Source organism: Streptomyces sp. DT190, assembly GCF_049846985.1.
Classification (GTDB): domain Bacteria; phylum Actinomycetota; class Actinomycetes; order Streptomycetales; family Streptomycetaceae; genus Streptomyces.
In genome coordinates this window covers 64678-82162 of record NZ_JBNCNM010000028.1, presented here as the reverse complement: position 1 = coordinate 82162, position 17485 = coordinate 64678, and the positions used below count along the sequence as shown (strand labels likewise).

Annotated in this window: 20 protein-coding genes; 14 read left to right on the top strand and 6 right to left on the bottom strand. The window is 69.5% G+C overall.

Features of this window, described 5'->3' with window-relative positions:
• The first annotated feature begins 195 nt into the window (after positions 1 to 195).
• From ACPXCS_RS34645 to ACPXCS_RS34600, 10 genes are all read left to right on the top strand, one after another.
• A complete protein-coding gene (locus ACPXCS_RS34645; RefSeq protein ID WP_365087521.1) occupies positions 196 to 633 on the top strand; it encodes a hypothetical protein in 438 nt (145 codons plus the stop codon).
• Between the two features lie 273 nt (positions 634 to 906).
• Entirely contained in the window at positions 907 to 1677 is a 771-nt protein-coding gene (atpB, locus tag ACPXCS_RS34640) for a F0F1 ATP synthase subunit A (protein ID WP_425951486.1), read from the top strand.
• 78 nt (positions 1678 to 1755) lie between these two features.
• On the top strand, positions 1756 to 1992 hold the full coding sequence (locus ACPXCS_RS34635; RefSeq protein ID WP_010040161.1) for an ATP synthase subunit C: 237 nt from the start codon (positions 1756 to 1758) through the stop codon (positions 1990 to 1992).
• A 39-nt stretch (positions 1993 to 2031) separates the two neighbouring features.
• Entirely contained in the window at positions 2032 to 2580 is a 549-nt protein-coding gene (locus ACPXCS_RS34630; protein WP_425951485.1) for a F0F1 ATP synthase subunit B, read from the top strand.
• Positions 2577 to 3392 carry a F0F1 ATP synthase subunit delta gene (locus tag ACPXCS_RS34625; protein ID WP_425951484.1) on the top strand — a complete coding sequence of 272 codons (816 nt, stop codon included), beginning with the start codon at positions 2577 to 2579 and terminating at the stop codon, positions 3390 to 3392. Before ACPXCS_RS34630 ends, ACPXCS_RS34625 begins: the two co-directional genes overlap by 4 nt.
• 124 nt (positions 3393 to 3516) lie before the next feature.
• Complete coding sequence (gene atpA / locus ACPXCS_RS34620; RefSeq protein ID WP_425951483.1) at positions 3517 to 5106, top strand: F0F1 ATP synthase subunit alpha; 1590 nt, start codon at positions 3517 to 3519, stop codon at positions 5104 to 5106.
• A gap of 20 nt (positions 5107 to 5126) precedes the next feature.
• Positions 5127 to 6044, top strand: coding sequence for a F0F1 ATP synthase subunit gamma (locus tag ACPXCS_RS34615; protein WP_425951482.1), 918 nt, complete (start codon positions 5127 to 5129; stop codon positions 6042 to 6044).
• A 3-nt stretch (positions 6045 to 6047) separates the two neighbouring features.
• Positions 6048 to 7496, top strand: coding sequence for a F0F1 ATP synthase subunit beta (gene atpD / locus ACPXCS_RS34610; protein WP_425951481.1), 1449 nt, complete (start codon positions 6048 to 6050; stop codon positions 7494 to 7496).
• A 132-nt stretch (positions 7497 to 7628) separates the two neighbouring features.
• Positions 7629 to 8006: a F0F1 ATP synthase subunit epsilon gene (locus tag ACPXCS_RS34605; protein ID WP_425951480.1), complete on the top strand. Its 378-nt coding sequence runs from the start codon at positions 7629 to 7631 to the stop codon at positions 8004 to 8006.
• 130 nt (positions 8007 to 8136) lie between these two features.
• A complete protein-coding gene (locus ACPXCS_RS34600) occupies positions 8137 to 8583 on the top strand; it encodes a DUF2550 domain-containing protein (RefSeq protein ID WP_425951479.1) in 447 nt (148 codons plus the stop codon).
• A 35-nt stretch (positions 8584 to 8618) separates the two neighbouring features.
• Here ACPXCS_RS34600 and ACPXCS_RS34595 read toward each other — a convergent pair whose 3' ends face one another.
• The 3 genes from ACPXCS_RS34595 to ACPXCS_RS34585 all read right to left on the bottom strand — a co-directional run bounded on the left by ACPXCS_RS34595 (position 8619) and on the right by ACPXCS_RS34585 (position 12408).
• Positions 8619 to 10442 (bottom strand): glycosyl hydrolase family 18 protein, encoded by a 1824-nt coding sequence (locus ACPXCS_RS34595; RefSeq protein WP_425951478.1) that lies wholly within the window; start codon positions 10440 to 10442, stop codon positions 8619 to 8621.
• Between the two features lie 134 nt (positions 10443 to 10576).
• Positions 10577 to 11218: a response regulator gene (locus tag ACPXCS_RS34590; RefSeq protein WP_425951477.1), complete on the bottom strand. Its 642-nt coding sequence runs from the start codon at positions 11216 to 11218 to the stop codon at positions 10577 to 10579.
• On the bottom strand, positions 11215 to 12408 hold the full coding sequence (locus ACPXCS_RS34585) for a sensor histidine kinase (protein WP_425951476.1): 1194 nt from the start codon (positions 12406 to 12408) through the stop codon (positions 11215 to 11217). The genes ACPXCS_RS34590 and ACPXCS_RS34585 overlap by 4 nt, the downstream gene beginning before the upstream one ends.
• A 152-nt stretch (positions 12409 to 12560) precedes the next feature.
• On the opposite strand from ACPXCS_RS34585, the gene ACPXCS_RS34580 reads away from it, so the two are divergent.
• Positions 12561 to 13142, top strand: coding sequence for a hypothetical protein (locus tag ACPXCS_RS34580; protein WP_425951475.1), 582 nt, complete (start codon positions 12561 to 12563; stop codon positions 13140 to 13142).
• 43 nt (positions 13143 to 13185) lie between these two features.
• Here the strand turns inward: ACPXCS_RS34580 and ACPXCS_RS34575 are convergent, their stop codons facing one another.
• Genes ACPXCS_RS34575 through ACPXCS_RS34565 form a run of 3 tightly spaced genes read right to left on the bottom strand, consistent with a single transcriptional unit; the run spans position 13186 to position 15313 of the window.
• Positions 13186 to 13758 carry a cob(I)yrinic acid a,c-diamide adenosyltransferase gene (locus ACPXCS_RS34575; protein ID WP_425951474.1) on the bottom strand — a complete coding sequence of 191 codons (573 nt, stop codon included), beginning with the start codon at positions 13756 to 13758 and terminating at the stop codon, positions 13186 to 13188.
• A gap of 13 nt (positions 13759 to 13771) precedes the next feature.
• The gene (locus ACPXCS_RS34570; RefSeq protein WP_425951473.1) at positions 13772 to 14521 is read right to left on the bottom strand and encodes an ABC transporter permease; all 750 of its coding nucleotides are present in this window, start codon (positions 14519 to 14521) and stop codon (positions 13772 to 13774) included.
• A gap of 9 nt (positions 14522 to 14530) precedes the next feature.
• Entirely contained in the window at positions 14531 to 15313 is a 783-nt protein-coding gene (locus ACPXCS_RS34565; RefSeq protein WP_425951472.1) for an ABC transporter ATP-binding protein, read from the bottom strand.
• 79 nt (positions 15314 to 15392) lie between these two features.
• Here ACPXCS_RS34565 and ACPXCS_RS34560 point away from each other — a divergent pair, with 79 nt between their 5' ends.
• From ACPXCS_RS34560 to ACPXCS_RS34550, 3 genes are all read left to right on the top strand, one after another.
• Positions 15393 to 16034, top strand: a complete 642-nt coding sequence (locus tag ACPXCS_RS34560) for a TetR/AcrR family transcriptional regulator (RefSeq protein WP_425951471.1) — start codon at positions 15393 to 15395, stop codon at positions 16032 to 16034.
• A gap of 126 nt (positions 16035 to 16160) precedes the next feature.
• Positions 16161 to 17009, top strand: coding sequence for a 3-hydroxyacyl-CoA dehydrogenase family protein (locus tag ACPXCS_RS34555; protein ID WP_425951470.1), 849 nt, complete (start codon positions 16161 to 16163; stop codon positions 17007 to 17009).
• Between the two features lie 150 nt (positions 17010 to 17159).
• Positions 17160 to 17483 carry an STAS domain-containing protein gene (locus ACPXCS_RS34550; RefSeq protein ID WP_003993003.1) on the top strand — a complete coding sequence of 108 codons (324 nt, stop codon included), beginning with the start codon at positions 17160 to 17162 and terminating at the stop codon, positions 17481 to 17483.
• The last annotated feature ends 2 nt before the right edge of the window (positions 17484 to 17485 follow it).

Below are 17485 nucleotides of genomic sequence, written 5' to 3'. Positions count from 1 at the left end.
CTCTCATGTGTGACAGTGCGCACACCTTCAGGTAAAGACTGCATCAAATAGTTTGTGATACGGTTCACGAGAACCCCCCGGATAGAGCCGAAGGACCGCAGTGCGACGGTCCAGCGGTGTGAGGTCTCCACTCAGCCCGGGACTACGCTCGTCCATGACGACACCCCTGCCCCCTGCGAAAGCGGAGTTGCCGCCATGCCGTCCCATGACGCCCGGAACCTTCTGCAGTGCGCTGTGCCCACAGCCGCTGCCGGTGTGGTCGCGGCCGCCGTCAGTGGCGTGGTGGCCGGAGGCAAGGGTGCCGTCGGCGCCGCCGTCGGTGCGCTGCTGGCCATCCTCTTCATGGGGGTCGGTCTCTACGTTCTCCAGTGGACGGCAAAAACGCTCCCGCAGCTGTTCCAGGCCATGGGGCTGATGCTCTATGTCGCCCAGTTGCTGCTTCTGCTGATCTTCGTCGCCCTCTTCAAGGACACCTCTCTCTTCAACGCGAAGGCGTTCGCCATCGGGCTCGTCGTCGCGACCGTCGTGTGGATGGCTGCGCAGGCTCGTGCGCACATGAAGGCCAAGATCTTCTACATCGACCCGGACTCCGAGAAGAGCGAGAAGCCCGAGAAGACCGGGTCGTCGTCGTGACGAGTAGGGGCGCGATAAAGGGCACGGAGAACTCCTGCTATCGTCCGGTGCCAACTGCGGCATCGCGGGCGCGGGCATCTGAGCTGACGCCTGCTCGAACGCGAGGCTCGATGCCCCCCAGCCGCCCTCACATCCGTAACACCAGTCCGGTGCCGATCCGCGGCTGCGCGCCGCGCCGACACAACGAGGTTGCCGTACCTATGCGTCACACCGAAGGAGCCCGCGGTGAGTGCTGACCAGACCCAGCTCGCCTTTGACTGGAGCTGTCGGATCATGTCCGACAACGGGTGTGGTTTTCCGGCTCCGGGCCTGCACTCGTTCCTCTTCAAGCCGATCGCCACGGTCGGGGGGTACGAGTTCAACAAGGTGATGCTGCTCGCCATCATCACGACCATCCTTGTCATCGGCTTCTTCTGGGCGGCCTTCGGCAAGGCGAAGGTGGTGCCGGGCAAGCTGCAGATGGTCGGTGAGGCCGGCTACGACTTCGTCCGCCGCGGCATCGTCTACGAGACCCTCGGCAAGAAGGAGGGCGAGAAGTACGTCCCCTTGATGGTCTCGCTGTTCTTCTTCATCTGGATCATGAACATCTGGTCCGTGATCCCGCTGGCGCAGTTCCCGGTGTCGTCGGTCATCGCGTACCCGGCGGTTCTCGCCGCGGTCGTCTACGTGACCTGGGTCTCGCTGACCTTCAAGCGGCACGGCTTCGTCGGGTTCTTCAAGAACATCACCGGCTACGACAAGTCGCTCGGCCCGGTGCTGCCGCTCGTGATGATCATCGAGTTCTTCTCGAACCTGCTCGTCCGGCCGTTCACGCACGCCGTCCGACTGTTCGCGAACATGTTCGCCGGTCACCTGATGCTGGTCATGTTCACCGTCGCCTCCTGGTACCTGCTCAACAGCTGGATGATCCCGGCGGCCGGTATCTCCTTCGTGATGACGATGGCCATGATCGTCTTCGAGCTTTTCGTGCAGGCCGTCCAGGCGTACGTCTTCGTGCTCCTCGCCTGCACGTACATCCAGGGCGCTCTGGCCGAGCACCACTGAGCCCCTCCGCCCCCGCAAGTCCCAAGAACGTCCGGTGGCCAACCCCCGCCGGTCCGTGAAAGAGAAGGAAGATTCAGCATGGCTGCCACTGAGACCCTCGCCGCTGTCTCCGGTTCGCTCGGCTCCATCGGCTACGGCCTCTCCGCCATCGGCCCCGGCATCGGCGTCGGCATCATCTTCGGCAACGGCACCCAGGCCCTGGCCCGTCAGCCCGAGGCCGCCGGCCTGATCCGTGCCAACCAGATCCTGGGCTTCGCCTTCTGTGAGGCGCTCGCCCTCATCGGCATCGTTATGCCGTTCGTGTTCGGTCAGTAATCACCTGCTCACCGACACGTTTCGACGAAAGGCACTGATGTGATCGCCAACCTGGTGCAGCTGGCGGCCGGGGAAGAGCAGAACCCGCTCGTTCCTCCGGGCCCCGAGCTGCTCGTCGGCACCATCGCCTTCGCCATCGTGTTCTTCTTCTTCTGGAAGAAGCTGCTTCCGAACATCAACAAGGTTCTGGAGGAGCGCCGCGCGGCGATCGAAGGCGGTATCGAAGAGGCCGAGACCATGAAGGTCGAGGCCCAGAGCGTCCTTGAGCAGTACAAGGCACAGCTCGCCGAGGCCCGGCACGAGGCCGCGCGTCTGCGCCAGGAGGCGCAGGAGCAGGGTGCCGCCCTCATCGCCGAGATGCGGGCCGAGGGCCAGCGGCAGCGCGAGGAGATCGTCGCCGCCGGTCACGCCCAGATCGAGGCCGACCGCAAGGCCGCCGCGTCCGCGCTGCGCCAGGACGTGGGCAAGCTCGCCACCGACCTGGCCGGCAAGCTCGTCGGCGAGTCCCTCGAGGACCACGCCCGCCAGAGCCGCGTGATCGACCGGTTCCTCGACGACCTCGAGGAGAAGGCCGAGGCCGGCCGATGAACGGAGCGAGCCGCGAGGCCCTGGCAGCCGCACGAGAGCGTCTCGACGCGCTGACGGACTCCACGTCCGTCTCCGCGAGTTCGCTCGCCGACGAGCTGGCCGCCGTCACCGCGCTGCTCGACCGCGAGGTGTCGCTGCGTCGGGTCCTGACCGACCCGGCGCAGGCCGGTCAGGCCAAGGCCGAGCTGGCGCAGCGCCTGCTCGGCACCCAGGTCAGCGGCCCCGCCGCCGACCTGGTCGCGGGCATGGTGCGTTCCCGCTGGTCGCGTTCGCGCGACCTGGTGGACGCGCTGGAGCAGCTGGCCGACACCGCGGACCTCACCGCCGCGCAGCAGGCCGGCAAGCTCGACGACGTCGAGGACGAGCTGTTCCGGTTCGGCCGGATCGTCTCCGGCAGCACCGAGCTGCGCGCCGCGCTGACCGACCGCAAGGCCACCGCCTCCGCCAAGGGCCAGCTGCTGCGCAGCCTGCTCGGCGGCCGGGCGCAGTCGGCCACCGAGCGTCTGGTGACGCGCCTTGTGACCGCGCCGCGGGGACGTAGCCTGGAGTCGGGACTCGAGTCCCTGTCCAAGCTCGCCGCCGAGCGGCGGGACCGCATGGTCGCCATCGTGACCTCCGCGGTGCCGCTGAGCGACCCGCAGAAGCAGCGCCTGGGCGCCGCCCTCGCGAAGCTCTACGGCCGCACGATGCACCTCAACCTGGACGTGGACCCCGAGGTCCTCGGCGGGATCCGGGTGCAGGTCGGCGACGAGGTGATCAACGGCTCCCTCGCGGACCGCATCGAGGACGCCAGCCGCCGGCTCGCCGGCTGAGCAGCAACTCAATAGGCACAACGTACTTACGACGGCCCTGGTTGGGCCGTGCAGAAGAATCCTGGGGGTCGCCCCCAGACCCCCTAAGAAACTTCGGGCCCAACAAGGAGAGCAGGGAACCCAGATGGCGGAGCTCACGATCCGGCCGGAGGAGATCCGGGACGCGCTGGAGAACTTCGTCCAGGCGTACAAGCCGGACGCGGCCTCGCGCGAGGAGGTCGGTACGGTCACCTTTGCCGGCGACGGCATCGCGAAGGTGGAGGGCCTGCCCTCGACCATGGCCAACGAGCTGCTGAAGTTCGAGGACGGCACCCTCGGCCTCGCCCTCAACCTCGAGGAGCGCGAGATCGGTGCCATCGTCCTCGGCGAGTTCAGCGGCGTCGAGGAGGGTCAGCCGGTCTCCCGTACCGGTGAGGTTCTCTCCGTCGCGGTGGGCGAGGGTTACCTCGGCCGCGTGGTGGACCCCCTCGGCAACCCGATCGACGGCCTCGGCGAGATCGAGACCGAGGACCGTCGCGCCCTGGAGCTGCAGGCCCCGGGCGTCATGGTCCGCAAGTCGGTGCACGAGCCGATGGAGACGGGCTACAAGGCCGTCGACGCGATGACCCCGATCGGCCGTGGCCAGCGTCAGCTGATCATCGGTGACCGCCAGACCGGCAAGACCGCCCTGGCCGTCGACACGATCATCAACCAGCGCGACAACTGGCGCTCGGGCGACCCGAACAAGCAGGTCCGCTGCATCTACGTCGCCATCGGCCAGAAGGGCTCCACGATCGCCGGTGTGCGCGGCGCTCTGGAGGAGGCCGGCGCGCTGGAGTACACGACCATCGTCGCCGCCCCGGCGTCCGACCCGGCCGGCTTCAAGTACCTGGCGCCCTACACCGGTTCGGCCATCGGTCAGCACTGGATGTACCAGGGCAAGCACGTCCTGATCATCTTCGACGACCTGTCGAAGCAGGCCGACGCCTACCGCGCCGTGTCGCTGCTGCTGCGCCGCCCGCCGGGCCGTGAGGCCTACCCGGGTGACGTCTTCTACCTGCACTCCCGTCTGCTGGAGCGCTGCGCCAAGCTCTCCGACGAGATGGGCGCCGGTTCGATGACCGGTCTGCCGATCGTCGAGACCAAGGCCAACGACGTCTCGGCGTTCATCCCGACCAACGTCATCTCCATCACCGACGGCCAGTGCTTCCTGGAGTCGGACCTGTTCAACGCCGGTCAGCGCCCCGCGCTGAACGTCGGTATCTCCGTCTCCCGAGTCGGTGGTTCCGCGCAGCACAAGGCGATGAAGCAGGTCTCCGGCCGTCTGCGCGTGGACCTCGCCCAGTTCCGTGAGCTGGAGGCGTTCGCCGCCTTCGGTTCCGACCTGGACGCCGCGTCGAAGGCGCAGCTGGAGCGCGGTCAGCGCATGGTCGAGCTGCTGAAGCAGCCGCAGTACCAGCCGATGGCCACCGAGGACCAGGTCGTCTCCGTCTGGGCCGGCACCACCGGCAAGATGGACGACGTCCCCGTCGCCGACATCCGCCGCTTCGAGAAGGAGCTGCTGGAGTACCTGCACCGCAAGGAGCAGGGCCTCATGACCTCCATCCGCGAGGGCGGCAAGATGTCCGACGACACCCTGCAGGCCGTCGCCGAGGCCATCGCGGAGTTCAAGAAGCAGTTCGAGACCTCCGACGGCAAGCTGCTCGGCGAGGACGCCCCGGCTGCCGGCAAGTGACGACGGAAGGGACCTGACTCATGGGAGCCCAGCTCCGGGTCTACAAGCGTCGCATCCGATCCGTCACCGCGACCAAGAAGATCACCAAGGCGATGGAGATGATCGCCGCCTCGCGCGTCGTCAAGGCGCAGCGCAAGGTGGCGGCCTCCTCCCCGTACGCGACCGAGCTCACCCGGGCGGTCACGGCGGTCGCCACGGGTAGCAACACCAAGCACCCGCTGACGACGGAGCCGGAGAACCCGACCCGTGCCGCGGTCCTGCTCCTCACGAGCGACCGCGGTCTGGCCGGCGCCTTCAACTCCAACGCCATCAAGGCGGCGGAGCGGCTCACGGCGAAGCTGGAGGCCGAGGGCAAGGAGGTCGTCAGCTACATCGTCGGCCGCCGTGGTGTCGCCCACTACAACTTCCGCGAGCGCAAGATCGCGGAGACGTTCACGGGCTTCACCGACGACCCGTCGTACGCGGACGCCAAGAAGGTCGCGGCACCGCTGATCGAGGCCATCGAGACGGAGACGGCCGAGGGCGGCGTGGACGAGCTCCACATCGTCTACACCGAGTTCGTGTCGATGATGACGCAGACGGCGATCGAGGCGCGGCTGCTGCCGCTCAGCCTCGACGAGGTCGCGGAGGAGGCGAAGCCCGCCAAGGGCGAGATCCTCCCGCTGTTCGACTTCGAGCCCTCGGCGGAGGACGTCCTGGACGCCCTGCTGCCGCGTTACGTGGAGAGCCGCATCTACAACGCGCTGCTCCAGTCGGCCGCCTCCAAGCACGCCGCCACGCGGCGCGCGATGAAGTCGGCCACCGACAACGCCGGCGAGCTCATCGAGACGCTCACCCGGCTTGCCAACCAGGCCCGCCAGGCCGAAATCACCCAGGAAATCAGCGAGATCGTCGGTGGCGCCAGTGCCCTGGCCGACGCGACCGCGGGGAGTGACTGACAAATGACCACCACTGTTGAGCCGACCGCTCCTGCTGGCGTGGCCACTGGCCGCGTCGCGCGGGTCATCGGCCCGGTCGTCGACGTGGAGTTCCCCGTCGACGCGATGCCGGAGATCTACAACGCCCTGCACGTCGAGGTCGCCGACCCGGCGCTGGCGGGCGAGAAGAAGACGCTGACCCTCGAGGTCGCCCAGCACCTGGGTGACGGCCTGGTCCGCGCCATCTCCATGCAGCCCACCGACGGCCTGGTCCGCCAGGCCCCGGTGACCGACACCGGCGCGGGCATCACCGTCCCGGTCGGCGACTTCACCAAGGGCAAGGTGTTCAACACCCTCGGTGAGGTGCTGAACAGCGACGAGGTGCACGACGGCGAGCGCTGGTCCATCCACCGCAAGGCCCCCGCGTTCGACCAGCTCGAGTCGAAGACCGAGATGTTCGAGACGGGCCTGAAGGTCGTCGACCTGCTCACCCCGTACGTCAAGGGCGGCAAGATCGGTCTGTTCGGTGGCGCCGGTGTCGGCAAGACCGTGCTGATCCAGGAAATGATCATGCGTGTCGCCAACCTCCACGAGGGCGTCTCCGTCTTCGCGGGCGTCGGCGAGCGCACCCGTGAGGGCAACGACCTCATCGCGGAGATGGAGGAGTCCGGCGTTCTGGACAAGACCGCCCTGGTCTTCGGCCAGATGGACGAGCCCCCGGGCACCCGTCTGCGCGTGGCCCTGGCCGGCCTGACGATGGCGGAGTACTTCCGTGACGTCCAGAAGCAGGACGTGCTGTTCTTCATCGACAACATCTTCCGCTTCACCCAGGCCGGTTCCGAGGTGTCGACCCTGCTCGGCCGTATGCCCTCCGCGGTGGGCTACCAGCCGAACCTGGCCGACGAGATGGGCATCCTCCAGGAGCGCATCACCTCGACCCGTGGTCACTCGATCACCTCGATGCAGGCGATCTACGTCCCCGCGGACGACCTGACCGACCCGGCCCCGGCCACCACCTTCGCCCACCTCGACGCGACGACGGTGCTCTCCCGTCCGATCTCCGAGAAGGGCATCTACCCGGCCGTGGACCCGCTGGACTCGACGTCCCGCATCCTCGACCCGCGGTACATCTCGGCGGACCACTACAACGCCGCGATGCGCGTGAAGAACATCCTGCAGAAGTACAAGGACCTGCAGGACATCATCGCGATCCTCGGTATCGACGAGCTCGGCGAGGAGGACAAGCTCGTCGTCCACCGTGCCCGTCGCGTGGAGCGCTTCCTGTCCCAGAACACCCACGCCGCCAAGCAGTTCACCGGCGTGGACGGTTCGGACGTGCCGCTGGACGAGTCGATCGCCGCGTTCAACGCGATCTGCGACGGCGAGTACGACCACTTCCCGGAGCAGGCGTTCTTCATGTGCGGTGGTCTCGAGGACCTGAAGAAGAACGCCAAGGAGCTCGGCGTCTCCTGAGCCTCGTGCTCGATGTGAGCCTCGTGCTCACAGCCGGAGGGGGCGGGGAACGTCCCGCCCCCTTCGTCACGCCCCTTAGACTTGTAACCAACACCCGGCACTCCCGCCGGGTGGTGACCCGAGGAGCCACCCTTGGCTGCTGAGCTGCACGTCGCGCTGGTCGCGGCCGACCGTGAGGTCTGGTCCGGCCAGGCCACCCTGGTCGTCGCGCGCACCACGTCCGGCGACATCGGCGTCATGCCCGGTCACCAGCCGCTGCTCGGTGTGCTGGAGTCGGGCCCGGTGACCATCCGCACGAGCGACGGCGGGACGGTCGTCGCCGCGGTGCACGGCGGATTCATCTCGTTCGCCGACGACAAGCTCTCGCTGCTGGCGGAAGTCGCCGAGCTGTCGGACGAGATCGACGTCCAGCGCGCGGAGCGGGAGCTGGAGCGCGCGAAGGCGGAGGACGACGCGGACGCCCAGCGTCGCGCGGACGTCCGTCTGCGGGCTGCGACGGCGGCGCGCTGACGCCGCCCGCCGTGTGAAGACGTCACTCAGCCGCGGCTGGGTACCGGAGAGATCCGGACCCGGCCGCGGCTGAGGCGGATGTGGGTGTTTTTTACGTTCCGTTACCTAGGAGACGAGGAGGTCGGTGTCGATGGTCCTCGCTCTGACTGTGTGCGGAATCGTGGTGGCCCTCGTGGTGGTGGGCCTGTTCGTCTTCGGGCTGCGCCGCCGGCTCATCCAGCGTTCGGGCGGCACCTTCGACGCCAGCCTGCGCTGGGACGTCCCCGAGGAGAGCGACACCAGCGGCAAGGGCTGGGCGTACGGGGTGGCCCGGTACAACGGCGACCGTGTCGAGTGGTTCCGTGTCTTCTCGTACTCGCCGCGCCCGCGCCGCGTCCTGGAGCGGTCCGCGATCGAGGTGGCCGGCCGCCGGGTCCCGGAGGGCGAGGAGGAGCTGGCGCTCCTGTCCGACCATGTGATCCTGGCCTGTCTGCACCGGGGCACGCGCCTGGAACTCGCGATGAGCGAAGACGCGCTGACCGGTTTCCTCGCGTGGCTTGAGGCAGCCCCGCCCGGTCAGCGCGTCAATGTGGCCTAGGGTCTAAGACCCTTCGAACTTCTCTGTGATCCGGCCTACTTCAGGCCGCTGTCGATCGCGGTCGCGAGTTCTCCGTTCGCGGTGTCACCGCTGAACTCCCAGAAGAACGCGCCGCCCAGGCCCTGGTTCTTGGCCCAGCTCATCTTGCCCGCGATGGTCGCCGGGGTGTCGTAGGACCACCAGTTGCTGCCGCAGTGGGCGTACGCCGTGCCGGCGATGGTGCCGGTGGCCGGGCAGGAGTTCTTCAGGATCTTGTAGTCCTCGATGCCGGCCTCGTAGGTGCCGGGAGCCGCGCCGGTCGCCGCGCCGCCGGGGGCGGACTGGGTGACGCCGGTCCAGCCGCGGCCGTAGAAGCCGATGCCGAGGAGCAGCTTCTTGGCGGGGACGCCCTTGGCCTTGAGCTTGGCGATGGCGTCGGCCGAGTTGAAACCGTCCTGCGGGATGCCCGGGTACGAGGTGAGCGGGGAGTGCGGGGCGGTCGGGCCGTCCTTGTCGAAGGCGCCGAAGTAGTCGTAGGTCATCACGTTGTACCAGTCGAGGTACTGGGCGGCGCCGCCGTAGTCGGCCGCGTCGATCTTGCCGCCGGAGGAGCCGTCGGCGGTGATGGCCGCGGTGACCAGGTAGTTCGGGCCGAACTCGGTGCGCAGCGCCTGGGAGAGCGTCTTGAAGGCCGCCGGACCGGACGTGTCACAGGTCAGGCCGCAGGCGTTCGGGTACTCCCAGTCGATGTCGATGCCGTCGAAGACGTCGGCCCAGCGCGGGTCCTCCACGACGGCCTTGCAGGACTTGGCGAACGCGGCCGCGTTCTGCGCGGCCTGGCCGAAGCCGCCGGAGTAGGTCCAGCCGCCGAAGGAGTACAGCACCTTGATGTGCGGGTACTTGGCCTTCAGCTGACGCAGCTGGTTGAAGTTGCCGCGCAGCGGCTGGTCCCAGGTGTCGGCGGTGCCGCTGACGGACTGGTCGGCGGTGTAGGCCTTGTCGTAGGCGGCGTAGGTGTCGTCGACGGTGCACTGACCGTTCTTGACGTTGCCGAACGCGTAGTTGATGTGGGTGATCTTCGACGCGGTGCCCGACGTCACGAGGTTCTTGACGTGGTAGTTGCGGCCGTAGACGCCCCACTCGGTGAAGTAGCCGAGCTTGACCTTGTCGCCGGTGGGCGGCTCGGTGGTGCCGCCGGTGGTGCGGACGCGGACGGAGCCGCTGACCGGGCCGGTCTGGTCGGCGGTGTCCCGCGCCTGCACGGAGTACGAGTAGTCCGTGCCCTTGGTCAGGCCGGTGTCCGTGTACGAGGTGCTCGTCACGGTGGCGACCTTGGCGCCGTCGCGCAGGACGTCGTAGTTCTTGACGCCCTTGTCGTCGGTGGCGGCGGACCAGCTCAGCTTCACCGAGGTGTCGGTGATGCCCGAGGCGGTCGGGGTGCCGGGGGCGCTCGGCGCGCTGTCGCCGGGCTCGGTGGTGCCGCCGTCGCAACTGCCGCCGTTGAGCTTGCAGTTGGCGGGGGAGCCGGAGCCGGAGCCGTTGAAGCCGAAGGTGACGGACGCCCCGGGGGCGAGGGTGCCGTTCCAGGACTTGTTCTTCGCGGTCCAGTGGGTGCCCGAGGAGGTGACGTCGGCGTCCCAGGAGGAGGTGACGGACGTGCCGGAGGGGAAGTCCCACTCGACGGTCCAGGAGCTGAGGGTGGTGGTGCCGGTGTTCTTCACCGTCCACTTGCCCTCGAAGCCGGAGCCCCAGTCCTGGGTCTTGGCGTAGGTCGCGGTGGCGGACGTCGCTGCCTGGGCCGGGCTCGCCAGGCCGACGAGGCCGGCGAAGGGGAGCAACAGGGTCGCGAACCCTGCCGCGGCTCTGTGTCTGAAGCGCATGCTGCGCCTCCCTTGATGGAGTTGTGGGGGGCGTGACTGAGCCTCACGCCACACATGGTGCGGTGAGAATAGAAAGGTCTGGACCACCGGTCAATAGGTCTGGACCACCCTGACCCGGCCGGAACCGGGCGGATCTAGATCCCCAACTCCTGCGCGAGCACCGCCGCTTGCACCCGGCTGCGCAGCTCCAGCTTGGCCAGCAGGCGGCTGACGTGGGTCTTCACCGTCGCCTCCGCCATGTCGAGCCGCTCGGCGATGCCCGCGTTGGACAGACCCTCGCCCAGACAGGACAGCACCTCGCGTTCCCGGCGGGTCAGCCGGTCCAGCACCGCCGGGTCGGCCGTCGGCTCCCGCGCGGGCTTCGCGGCGAACTCCGCGATCAGCCGCCGGGTGACCGCCGGGGCGATCAGCCCCTCCCCGCGCGCGACCGTCCGCACCGCCTCCAGCAGGTCCCTCGCCTCGGTGTTCTTCAGCAGGAACCCGGACGCGCCGGCGCGCAGCGCCCCGAAGACGTATGCGTCGAGGTCGAAGGTGGTCAGCACCAGCACGTCCGCGAGCCGTTCCGCGACGACCTGCCGGGTGGCCGACACCCCGTCGAGCCGCGGCATCTGAACGTCCATCAGCACCAGGTCGGGCCGCAACTCGCGGGCGAGCGCCACCGCCTGCTCGCCGTCCGCCGCCTCGCCGACCACCTCGATGTCGGGCGCGCTGCGCAGGATGAGGACCAGGCCTGCGCGGACGGCCGACTGGTCCTCGGCGACCAGGACGCGGATCATGCGGGGTCTCCTTCGGCGGAGTCGCTGACGGGGAGGGTGGCGCGCACGGCCCAGATCCTGCCGTCCGGCGCGTCCTCGGGGCCGGCCTCGAAGGTGCCGTCCAGCAGCGCGGCGCGTTCGCGCATGCCGACCAGGCCGGCGCCCGAGCCGGGGGCCGTGGGGCCGTCGCGGTCGCCGTAGGGGCTGGTCACCTCGACGGTCAGGGCGCCGTCGCACCGGGCCAGGGACACGGTGACCCGGCCGGCGCCGGCGTGCTTGAGCGCGTTGGTGAGGGACTCCTGGACGATGCGGTAGGCGGCGAGTTCCACGGGCGCCGGGACCGTGCCCTGGGCGGCGTCGAGGGTGACGTCGAGGCCGTTGGTGCGGGCGTTGTCCACCAGGGCGCCGAGCCCGTCGAGGGTGGGGGCGGCGACCGGCTCGGTGTCGCCGCTGGAGTCGCGCAGGATCCCGATGAGACGCCGCATCTCCGCCAGGCCCTCGACGCTGTTCTCGCGGATGACGACCAGCGCCTCCCTGGAGGTCCCGGGGTCGTCCAGGGAGAGCGCGGCCGTGGAGTGGATGGCGATCGCGGAGAGGTGGTTGGCGACCATGTCGTGCAGTTCGCGGGCCATCCGGGCCCGCTCGGCGGTGACGGCCTGGGTGCGGTCCATCTCGGCGAGCAGCGCGGTCTGCTCGGCGCGCAGCCGGGCCGCCTCGGCGGCGTCGCGGTGGGTGCGCACGATCAGGCCGGTGGCGGCGGGCCCGAAGGTGAGCAGGCCCGTGAGCACGCCGATCAGCAGGGCCTCGGGCTCGCGCCAGACCGCGAACGGCACCACGGTCCCGGCCACCGTGAGCAACCCGGTGATCCGCGGGATCCGGTGGGCCGAGGCGGGCGGCCCGTACAGGACGGCGGCGTACATCAGGTCGGTGTACATCAGGATGGTGACCAGGTTGCCCTGGGTGACGAGGTCCAGCACCAGGGTGGGCGTGCCGATCAGCAGGGCGGCGCGGGGGGCGCTGCGGCGCAGCAGCTCGCAGCCCGCCATGACGACCAGCGGCAGCAGCAGGGGCCAGCGCCCGGGCAGCAGCACGTACGGCTCGGTGTCCGGCCGGGTGGCCAGGCCGACGCCCCACAGGAGCAGCCCGCCCAGCAGGCCGCCCAGCGCGACGTGGACGTCGAAGCGGCGGGGGCGGGGGAGTCGTGCGGCCATGGCACCATCCAACACGGCCGCCCCGCCCCGCGCCTGATCCCCGCGGAGGGTCCTGGACTGCATCTTTCGATGTACCGGGGGTTCGTCAGTCGCGACGACGATTCCGGCCGCTCCGCCCGGGAGCCTGGAGGGGTGACCGAGAGGAGCGAACCGTGATCGTCGCCTTGATCGCCGCCTGTGAGATCGGCTTCTGGGTGCTGCTGGCCGCCGGACTGGCCTGCCGCTATCTGCTGCGCATGCCGCGCACGGGGCTGGCGCTGCTGCTGTGCGAGCCACTGCTGGAGGTCGTCCTGCTGGTCGCCACCGCGCTGGACCTGAAGAACGGCGCGGAACCCAACTGGACGCACGGGCTGGCCGCGCTGTACATCGGCTACACCGTCGGCCACGGCCACCGCACCGTGCAGTGGCTCGACGGGCACGCGGCCCACCGTCTCGGCGGCGCCCCGCCGCCGAGGAAGCCGCCGCAGTACGGCATGGGCCGGGCCCGCCACGAGGGCCGGGTGTGGCTGGGCACGCTGCTGGGCGCCGCGGTCGCGACCGGGCTCCTCCAGCTGGCCATCTGGTACGTGGACGACCCGGGCCGCGTCACCTCCCTGGAGAGCTGGCGCCAGGTGGCCTGGCGTGCGGCCGGGATCCACGGGCTGATCGCGCTGAGTTACCTGATCTGGCCGCGGAAGGCTCCCGCGGGGGAGGTCCGGGCGCCCGTGGAGGAGGACCGGAAGGTGCGCCGCTGAGGCCGCACCCTGTGAACCGCCCCGCGCCCCTTCCAGGGGCGCGTCAGCGTTCGCCGCCGGGGACCCACAGCACGTCCCCGGTGTCCTTGTTCGCCGTCCTCGCCAGGATGAACAGGAGGTCGGAGAGGCGGTTGAGGTAGGTCGCCGTGAGGGGGTTCATCGTCTCGGCGTGGGTCTCCAGGGCCGCCCAGGTCGAGCGTTCCGCCCGGCGGACCACCGTGCAGGCCTGGTGCAGCAGGGCCGCGCCCGCCGTGCCGCCCGGCAGGATGAAGGAGCGGAGCTTGTCCAGCCGTTCGTTGAAACGGTCGCAGTCGGCCTCCAGCCGGTCGATGTAGAACTGCTCGACCCGCAGCGGCGGGAACTCCGGGTTCTCCACCACCGGCGTCGACAGGTCCGCACCCACGTCGAACAGGTCGTTCTGCACGCGGGTGAGGACCTTGACGACCTCCTCGTCCAGGCCGCCCAGCGCGATGGCCGTGCCGATCACGGCGTTCGCCTCGTTGGCGTCGGCGTACGCCGAGATCCGCAGGTCCGTCTTGGCGACCCGGCTCATGTCGCCGAGGGCGGTCGTGCCCTGGTCGCCGGTCCTGGTGTAGATGCGCGTCAGATTGACCATGCGGCCAGCGTAGTTACGCTCCGGCGGATCGGAACACGCGTGTGCCCACTGTCACGGACAGCGCCGTCAGGCCGAGGGCCACCAGGACGCCCCGGAGCATGTCGGCCGTCGCGTAACTGCCGACGTAGGCGTCCCGCACCGCGTCCACCAGATAGCGGAACGGCATGAGGTGGGACAGGACGTCCAGCCACGCCGGGCCCAGGGACATCGGCAGCATCAGGCCGGACAGGAGCATCGACGGCACGGTGAGCGCGTTGACCGCCGGGCCGAACCCCTGCGGGGTGCTCAGCTTCATCGCCAGCGCGTACGACAGCGCGGACAGCGACACGGTGAGCAGCGCGACGAATCCGAAGCCGATGAGCACGCCGGCGAGCGGCGCCCGCAGGCCCATCGCCACCGCCGCCAGCACCAGCAGCACCGCCTGGAAGACGAAGACGGTGGCCTCCCGCAGCACCCGTCCGAGCAGCAGGGCCAGCCGGCTCACCGGGGTGACCCGCATCCGCTCGACCACCCCCTGCCCCTTCTCCAGGATGATCGTGAAGCCCGCGAAGGACGCCCCGAACAGTCCGAGTTGGAGCAGCAGCCCGGGGACGAGGATCTGCCAGGAACTGCCGCGCTCGCCGAGCGGCAGACCGGTCAGCAGGGGGCCGAAGAACAGCAGGTACAGCAGCGGCATCAGCACGCCGAAGAGCAGCGCGAAGCGCGAGCGCAGGGACTGGCGGAGGTAGCGGCCGTAGACGAGGGCCGTGTCGTGGATCAGCATCGGGGCCTCCTAGACGGCCGCGGGGGCGGAGTCGGCCGGCGTGGCGCTGCGGCCGGTGACGGCGAGGAACGTGTCCTGGAGCGAGGCGTCGAGCGAGCCGCCGTACCGCAGCTTCAGCGCGCTCGGGGTGCCCTCGGCGACGACCACACCCCGGTCGACGATCACCAGGCGGTCGGAGAGGGCGTCGGCCTCGTCGAGGTAGTGGGTGGTCAGGAAGACGGTCGTGCCGTGCTCGTCGCGCAGCCGCCGCACCAGGTCCCACAGGCCGGCGCGGCTGCCCGGGTCGAGTCCGGTCGTCGGCTCGTCGAGAAAGAGCACCTTCGGGCTGTGGGTGAGCGCCATCGCGATGTCCAGCCGGCGCCGCTGCCCGCCGGAGAGCGCGCCGCACTTGCGGTCGAGCAGCTCGGCCAGGCCCAGGTCGTGGGCCAGCTCCCGGGCACGGGCGGTGGCCCGCGCCCGGGGCAGCCGGTACAGCCGCCCCTGGGTGACCAGTTCCTCCCGCACGCTGATCTGTGGGTCGACCCCGCCGGACTGGGCCACGTACCCGCAGGCCCGGCGCACTCCGGCCGGGTCGCTCGCCAGGTCGTGGCCCGCGACGGTGGCGGCGCCGCCGGTCGGTTCCAGCAGGGTCGTCAGCATCCGCAGGGTCGTCGTCTTGCCGGCGCCGTTGGGTCCGAGGAAGCCGAGGATCTCGCCCTCGCGGACGGTCAGGTCGATGCCGCGCACGGCCTGGACGGGGCCCTGCCGGGTCCGGAAGGTACGGGCCAGGCCGGCCGTACTGATGATTGCCATGCCGACAGAAAAACAGAGTCACTTAAATTTTGCAACGCCACCAAGTTTTGGCAGCCTCCAGGGAAGTTAGGATTCGGACATGGCTGAGGGGCTCAGAGAGCGGAAGAAGCGCGAGACCAGGCAGCGCATCTCCGACATCGCGACGGGTCTGTTCCTGGAGCGCGGGTTCATGTCCGTGACGATGGCGGACGTCGCGGAGGCGGCCGACGTCTCCGTGAACACCGTCTACAACTACTTCCCGGCCAAGGAGGACCTCTTCTTCGACCGCTCCGAGGGGGTCGTCGACCGGCTCTCCCGCTGGGTGCGCGGCCGGGACACCGGGGAGTCGGCCGCCCGGGCGGTGCTGCGCGAACTGCGGGCCGAGATCGAGGCCGTCTCGCCCCGCGTCGGACTCATCGAGGGGTACGACCGCTTCATGCGCTGCATCGACGAGGCGCCGCCGCTGCGCTCCCGGCTGTGGCGCATCCAGCAGGAGGTCCAGGAGAACCTGGAGGCGACCCTCCGCGAGGAGACCGGCGCGGGCGCCGGCGACCCGCTGCCGGGGCTGATCGCCGGTCAGATCTGCTGGGTCCACGGCACCGTCTTCGTCGCGATCGGCCGTGAGATGACCAAGGGGCGCAACCCGGACGAAGTGTCCCGTGAGACGCTCGGGCTCCTCGACGAGATCGAGGGCCTGTTGAGCGGGCAGGTGCTCAACTACGCCGTCCGTGGCGCGGAATGACCCCTGCCGGTGTGATGTCCGTCATGTGAGACGTGACGCGCATTACTTACTGGTCACACGGGCCCTCACGAGCGCTAGTGTCCGCCCGAGAGGCAGACATAAGCAGCGCGTCAGGGGAGTCGCACAGTGGCACGGAAGCTCGCCGTCATCGGAGCCGGCCTCATGGGATCCGGCATCGCCCAGGTCTCCGCACAGGCGGGCTGGGACGTCGTCCTGCGCGACGTCACCGACGAGGCGCTGAAGCGGGGCACCGACGGCATCAAGGCGTCGTACGACAAGTTCGTGGCCAAGGGCAGGATGGAGGCGCACGACGCCGACGCCGCCCTCGCCCGCATCACCGCGACCACCGACCTGGACGCCGCGGCCGACGCGGACGTGGTCGTCGAGGCCGTGTTCGAGAAGCTGGAAGTCAAGCACGAGATCTTCCGCGCGCTCGACAAGCTCGTGAAGGACGAGGCGATCCTCGCCTCCAACACCTCCGCCATCCCGATCACCAAGATCGCGGCCGCGACGGAACGTCCCGAGCGGGTCGTCGGCACGCACTTCTTCTCGCCGGTGCCGATGATGCAGCTGTGCGAACTCGTCCGCGGCTACAAGACCAGCGACGAAACCCTCGCCACGGCCCGGGAGTTCGCCGAGTCGGTCGGCAAGACCTGCATCGTCGTCAACCGCGACGTGGCCGGCTTCGTGACCACCCGTCTCATCTGCGCCCTCGTCGTCGAGGCCGCGAAACTGCACGAGTCGGGAGTGGCGAGCGCCGAGGACATCGACCTCGCCTGCAAGCTGGGCTTCGGCCACGCCATGGGCCCGCTGGCGACGGCGGACCTGACCGGTGTCGACATCCTGCTGCACGCCACGAGCAACATCTACACCGAGTCCCAGGACGAGAAGTTCGCGGCCCCCGAGTCGATGCGCCGGATGGTTGACGCCGGTGACATCGGACGCAAGAGCGGGCAGGGCTTCTACAAGCACTGAAACCGCACATGCCCCGAGGGCATCACACCCCCGGGTGAATTCGGTATCGGTTCGCTTACAAGAAGCAACCTCTGACTCCTCCACACAGTCAGAGGTTGCATCACCCAAAACCAGAACGCGGAGCACGATTCGCACGCACGGGGAGCGCATATGCACATCAGGGGCGACCACGCCGAGCTGGTCGTCGGGGGCCGCCTCGACGTCCGGAGCGCGGCGGACGCCCGTACGGTCCTGCACTCGGCCGTCGACGACGGAGTCGGCGACCTCGTGCTCGACCTGTCCGAACTGGACTCCTGGGACGCCACCGGCCTGGGCGTGATCATGGGCGCCCACCGGCGGGCCGGCCGCTGCGGCCGGCGCCTGGTGCTGCGGGGTGTACCGCCACAGATGCAGCGCCTGCTGGTGGCCACCCGCCTGCACCGCATCCTGGCGATCGAGGGGGGCATCGGGGTGGAGACACTGCCCCGCGTGTGACC

Excerpts from the sequence above, each read along its gene's own strand:
- ACPXCS_RS34645 (WP_365087521.1), top strand. The coding sequence starts at position 196 with ATGCCGTCCCATGACGCCCGGAACCTTCTGCAGTGCGCTGTGCCCACA.
- atpB (WP_425951486.1), top strand. The coding sequence starts at position 907 with ATGTCCGACAACGGGTGTGGTTTTCCGGCTCCGGGCCTGCACTCGTTC.
- ACPXCS_RS34635 (WP_010040161.1), top strand. The coding sequence starts at position 1,756 with ATGGCTGCCACTGAGACCCTCGCCGCTGTCTCCGGTTCGCTCGGCTCC.
- ACPXCS_RS34625 (WP_425951484.1), top strand. The coding sequence starts at position 2,577 with ATGAACGGAGCGAGCCGCGAGGCCCTGGCAGCCGCACGAGAGCGTCTC.
- atpA (WP_425951483.1), top strand. The coding sequence starts at position 3,517 with ATGGCGGAGCTCACGATCCGGCCGGAGGAGATCCGGGACGCGCTGGAG.
- ACPXCS_RS34615 (WP_425951482.1), top strand. The coding sequence starts at position 5,127 with ATGGGAGCCCAGCTCCGGGTCTACAAGCGTCGCATCCGATCCGTCACC.
- atpD (WP_425951481.1), top strand. The coding sequence starts at position 6,048 with ATGACCACCACTGTTGAGCCGACCGCTCCTGCTGGCGTGGCCACTGGC.
- ACPXCS_RS34600 (WP_425951479.1), top strand. The coding sequence starts at position 8,137 with ATGGTCCTCGCTCTGACTGTGTGCGGAATCGTGGTGGCCCTCGTGGTG.
- ACPXCS_RS34595 (WP_425951478.1), bottom strand. The coding sequence starts at position 10,442 with ATGCGCTTCAGACACAGAGCCGCGGCAGGGTTCGCGACCCTGTTGCTC.
- ACPXCS_RS34590 (WP_425951477.1), bottom strand. The coding sequence starts at position 11,218 with ATGATCCGCGTCCTGGTCGCCGAGGACCAGTCGGCCGTCCGCGCAGGC.
- ACPXCS_RS34585 (WP_425951476.1), bottom strand. The coding sequence starts at position 12,408 with ATGGCCGCACGACTCCCCCGCCCCCGCCGCTTCGACGTCCACGTCGCG.
- ACPXCS_RS34575 (WP_425951474.1), bottom strand. The coding sequence starts at position 13,758 with ATGGTCAATCTGACGCGCATCTACACCAGGACCGGCGACCAGGGCACG.
- ACPXCS_RS34570 (WP_425951473.1), bottom strand. The coding sequence starts at position 14,521 with ATGCTGATCCACGACACGGCCCTCGTCTACGGCCGCTACCTCCGCCAG.
- ACPXCS_RS34565 (WP_425951472.1), bottom strand. The coding sequence starts at position 15,313 with ATGGCAATCATCAGTACGGCCGGCCTGGCCCGTACCTTCCGGACCCGG.
- ACPXCS_RS34560 (WP_425951471.1), top strand. The coding sequence starts at position 15,393 with ATGGCTGAGGGGCTCAGAGAGCGGAAGAAGCGCGAGACCAGGCAGCGC.
- ACPXCS_RS34550 (WP_003993003.1), top strand. The coding sequence starts at position 17,160 with ATGCACATCAGGGGCGACCACGCCGAGCTGGTCGTCGGGGGCCGCCTC.